This window comes from Bacteroides sp. AM37-9 (assembly GCF_003603455.1).
Lineage (GTDB): Bacteria > Bacteroidota > Bacteroidia > Bacteroidales > Bacteroidaceae > Bacteroides > Bacteroides xylanisolvens.
Genome location: NZ_QTNF01000070.1, coordinates 1 through 4,171, shown reverse-complemented (window position 1 = coordinate 4,171; position 4,171 = coordinate 1). Strand labels below are relative to the sequence as shown.

7 protein-coding genes are annotated in these 4,171 nt (G+C 40.9%); 5 read left to right on the top strand and 2 right to left on the bottom strand.

Annotated features, from left to right (window positions below):
• The first annotated feature begins 180 nt into the window (after positions 1 to 180).
• The 3 genes from DW862_RS25350 to DW862_RS25340 all read left to right on the top strand — a co-directional run bounded on the left by DW862_RS25350 (position 181) and on the right by DW862_RS25340 (position 2,298).
• Positions 181 to 516 carry a single-stranded DNA-binding protein gene (locus DW862_RS25350; protein ID WP_005868751.1) on the top strand — a complete coding sequence of 112 codons (336 nt, stop codon included), beginning with the start codon at positions 181 to 183 and terminating at the stop codon, positions 514 to 516.
• Positions 517 to 685: 169 nt separating this feature from the next.
• Positions 686 to 1,024 carry a helix-turn-helix domain-containing protein gene (locus DW862_RS25345; RefSeq protein ID WP_005868750.1) on the top strand — a complete coding sequence of 113 codons (339 nt, stop codon included), beginning with the start codon at positions 686 to 688 and terminating at the stop codon, positions 1,022 to 1,024.
• Positions 1,021 to 2,298, top strand: coding sequence for a type II toxin-antitoxin system HipA family toxin (locus DW862_RS25340; RefSeq protein ID WP_120071122.1), 1,278 nt, complete (start codon positions 1,021 to 1,023; stop codon positions 2,296 to 2,298). The genes DW862_RS25345 and DW862_RS25340 overlap by 4 nt, the downstream gene beginning before the upstream one ends.
• Before the next feature lie 157 nt (positions 2,299 to 2,455).
• On the opposite strand, the gene DW862_RS26105 is transcribed toward DW862_RS25340, so the two are convergent.
• Positions 2,456 to 2,617 (bottom strand): hypothetical protein, encoded by a 162-nt coding sequence (locus DW862_RS26105; protein WP_005868748.1) that lies wholly within the window; start codon positions 2,615 to 2,617, stop codon positions 2,456 to 2,458.
• A 218-nt stretch (positions 2,618 to 2,835) separates the two neighbouring features.
• A complete protein-coding gene (locus DW862_RS25335; protein WP_007564676.1) occupies positions 2,836 to 3,033 on the bottom strand; it encodes a hypothetical protein in 198 nt (65 codons plus the stop codon).
• A 331-nt stretch (positions 3,034 to 3,364) separates the two neighbouring features.
• Here DW862_RS25335 and DW862_RS25330 point away from each other — a divergent pair, with 331 nt between their 5' ends.
• Both DW862_RS25330 and DW862_RS26100 read left to right on the top strand, forming a co-directional pair.
• The gene (locus tag DW862_RS25330; RefSeq protein ID WP_005868746.1) at positions 3,365 to 3,763 is read left to right on the top strand and encodes a single-stranded DNA-binding protein; all 399 of its coding nucleotides are present in this window, start codon (positions 3,365 to 3,367) and stop codon (positions 3,761 to 3,763) included.
• A gap of 92 nt (positions 3,764 to 3,855) precedes the next feature.
• On the top strand, positions 3,856 to 4,167 hold the full coding sequence (locus DW862_RS26100; protein WP_165852472.1) for a hypothetical protein: 312 nt from the start codon (positions 3,856 to 3,858) through the stop codon (positions 4,165 to 4,167).
• The last annotated feature ends 4 nt before the right edge of the window (positions 4,168 to 4,171 follow it).

The window sequence follows — 4,171 nt, the reverse complement described above, 5'->3', positions numbered from 1 at the left end:
AAAAAGCGTATTTAACCCGAATTATTCGTTGCCATCTTCACCAATAAAAAAGTTACAAATCTTCCTTTTTCCGGCCAGCATAAAAAGAGTATTTATATCTTTTTTCATGGTGTCCCCCAAAGCCAACAATCAGTTATTGCACTGTAAAATTGATTAATTAACTTCTAAAAAATCAGAGATATGAAAAAGATTGAAAATTCATTCGCAGTAACAGGCAGGATTTGTAGGGATGCAGAAATCCATTTATTCGAAATAGTAAAGGTTGCACACTTCTCTATTGTGGTCAGTCGCATAGGCAAGATAAATGAAGAAAAAACATTTGTTTCCTCTGTTATGAAAGTTGAAGCCTGGAGTAAGATGGAAGACCGCTATGCTTTTTGGATACTGCAAAAAGATGTACTGATTACCGTTGAAGGCTACTTTAAGCCGGAAGAATGGACGGATTCTAAAAGTGGGGAGAAACGTAACCGCATTGTGATGGTAGCTACTAAGTTCTACCCGACTCCGGAAAAATAAGAACCCCCGGACTAAAAAGAAAAAGCAATCAAACGATTGAAGCGGCACAAGGTCGCTTCAATCGTTTGCTAATGCGGCAGAAGATTATAAAAAAAGTGTTTCTTAATTTGGTGATTTTCAGATTTATCGGTATTTTTGTATCAAAAATGATACCTAAATATGTTTTTCTATGAAAAGATTATATGATACATATACAATATACGAATTTTCAGATGAATGTATTGTAAAGGAAATCTGCAAGAGAGTTAAGTCTATAAGACTTAGCTGCTGTTTTTCCCAGCAAGAATTTGCGGATAAGGCAGGAGTATCTATCGTTACTATTAAGAGAATAGAATCTTGTAAAGTAAGTGATATTGCCCTAAGTACATTGCTTAAGATTTTGCGTATAAGTGGAACTCTTGAAGGCGTTGTCGGTTTGGTTCCGGAACTTCCAGACTCCCCTTTCCTAATCAATGAAAAAACAGGTAAAAGAATACAAAGAATTAACGGTAAACGTAAGATGGTATGAAGAAAGAGCCGATTATAGTGAATGTATATCTGTGGGGGACTTGCATTGGCAAATTGAATTGGGACTTTGAAAAGCATTGTTCTGTATTCCAATTTACGGATGAATATAGGAAACAAGATTATGATATATGCCCTTCCACACACCCTAAGAGACCCCCTTTGTTTGCGTCTTTCTATGGGAATAAAGATAAATTATATCAAGGGCTTCCGGAATTTCTTGCAGATGCGCTTCCTGACAAATGGGGGGCTTCCCTATTTGACCAATGGCTCACGGATAATAATATAAAGGTTACGGAATCATTGCCTCTATTGAAGCTCTCTTATATTGGCAAGAGGGCTATGGGAGCATTGGAATTTGAACCGGAATTTAATGATGATGCCATCCATGAGTCAGTAAATATGTCATCATTGGCAACTTTGGCTTCTAAAATATATAATGATCGAGATGCTGCTGTCATATCACCGGAGGATAGCCTCACGATGAAAAAGTTGATATATCTTGGAACTTCTGCCGGTGGCATGCGCCCGAAGGCAGTGATTGCCTATAATCTCGAAACGGAAGAGTTTCGTTCCGGCCAGGTGGATTTGCCTGAAAATTTTAAGCAGTATATCATCAAATTTAAAGAAGCAGATGACTCTCCTACCACAGAGATAGAAATGGTATATAGCGAAATGGCAAAGGCGGCGGGAATCAACATGATGCCATGCTTCCTGAAAGAAATTGATGGAAGAAATCATTTCGTAACGGAAAGATTTGATCGTAAGAATGGAGAAAAGCTCTTTAGTCAGACCCTTGCGGCCATTATGCCGGGTGCAGATGATTATATGAAGCTGTGTTGGATAGCAGAGACTCTGAAACTTCCCCAGGAAGACAAAGATCAGATATTTATCAGAATGGTATTTAATTATGTCGCAGGTATATCCGATGATCATAATAAGAACATATCGTTTATCATGGATAAGGCAGGGGTATGGCGTTTATCACCTGCATATGATGTAATGTTCACGGCAAATACATGGGAAAATTCTTCAGCACACATTCATTCGATGGGCGTGATGGGCAAAAGGTCTGCCTTGACTACAAGTGATTTCGTCAACTTTGCCGAGGATTTTGTAGAGGAGCCCGAAAAGAAGATATTACAGGTGTTCGATGCTGTAAGCAAATTTCAATCGTTATGCGCCACGTATGGCATAGATAAGGCTATATTTGATAAAATCCAACATGTATTGGATGGATTGGTCACTGATGATTTGGATTTGCTGCAATTAACTTAAAGAACAGTAGATGGTGATAGTTGCTCCAGTCTTTTCTGGAACGGCTTTCTTTTCTTTTGAGATCTTTATACCCCTATTTGTTATTTTGGAGAAAGTCACATGTTTCCCACCCACCCTTTCAGCGGAGTGACTGTCCCCGTTTCAGGATTTCTCATAGTCACTCGCAGGCTCCGTGATTGTGTGAAATCCAGGAATGGGGAAGGCAAAGGAGAGAGGCATATCCGGTCTGCTTTCGGAGCTTCGGCCACATCGAGACAACCTCTTTCCGGCGGCTATGCCACTCTCCTTTTATTTGCCCGGCAGTCTGTTGCTTACCCATATGCCCCAGCCTTTTAGGGCTGTATATAGGTAGTCGGATATTTCGCCGCTAAATCGGCAGTCCGCTTCAATCGTTTGCTTGCTTTTCTCCGAGTGGATGCCTTTCTGTTTTTCCGGTTGTATAATCTTCTTTTTCCGGAAACAGTTGTAGTGGCTGTATGCCTGTATGGTTATGTTCTCCCCGCAGAATCCGCAAGTCTGTTCTTCCGTTGCAGCCTTTCATTTTATCGTGCAGTCACTTTTTTCGATACGTGGAATATTGTATGCTTCATTCTTCGGCTTCATTTTTTTAAAAGGAATTGCAGAGGTTTCTTCCGGTGTGTCGATAGGCGGCTGACCATATTTTCGGAATGTGCCATGCTTGCTGTCTGACCGGTTGTTTTTTGCATCCTTTCCAAACCTGTTGCTGATTTTCAAGTTTTGTCTTTTTCATATCATTTTTTAGGGAAGTCAAATCATTTTCCGTTGCAAATATAGATTGTTGCTAACCCCTTTTACGGGGATAAGGGGACGATTCACAAACACCACGTTGTTATTCGTCTGAAATCTTCCTTTTTTTGCCTTGCATAAAAAGCGTATTTAACCCGAATTATTTGCTGCCATCTTCACCAATAAAAAAGTTACAAATCTTCCTTTTTCCGGCCAGCATAAAAAGAGTATTTATATCTTTTTTCATGGTGTCCCCCAAAGCCAACAATCAGTTATTGCACTGTAAAATTGATTAATTAACTTCTAAAAAATCAGAGATATGAAAAAGATTGAAAATTCATTCGCAGTAACAGGTTTTATCGGTAAGGATGCAGAAATCCGTAGTTTTGAAACAGCAAGCGTAGCACGCTTTTCTATCGCGGTCAGCCGTGCAGACAAGACAGGTGAAGAAACCTCTTATGTTTCCGCTTTCATGGGGATTGAAGCCTGGAGAAAGAATGAAGCACTGGATTCCTTCGATGTATTGAAAAAAGGTGAGCTGATAACCGTTGAAGGCTACTTTAAGCCGGAAGAATGGACGGATTCTAAAAGTGGGGAGAAGCGTAACCGCATTGTGATGGTAGCCACCAAGTTTTATCCGGCTCCGGAAAAAGAAGAAGAAAAACCGGATCAGCCTAAACAGAAGGCTGTCTCTAAAAAGAAAAAAGCAAGCAAATGATTGAAGCGGCCTAGTGCCGCTTTTTTTTGCTACATATCCGAGAGTGTTTTTGCGTTCACGCAGTATTCTTCCCCACCCTCCCCTTCATCGGAATGACTGTTCTCATTCCCGGTTTGCCCGTAGTCATCCGCTATGCGGCTGATTATGGGCAAACCAGAAAAGAGAAGTTCCAAACGTGGGCGGGATTGCAATGGTCATCATCCGGAGCTTCGGCATTGCCGAAACAACCTCCTTCTTCCGTATTGCAGTTCCTTCCTTTTACCGTTTGTCCCGGCAGTCCGTTGCTAACCCGTTCCCCCCCTGTCACTTGTGGCAGGGAGATAGGAATACGGTTTTGCAAGCAAAACCGTATGGTTTGTTTTACTTTCCGTACTGCCCTTTTCCTTGTTTTCTGCCTCCCCTAATGTG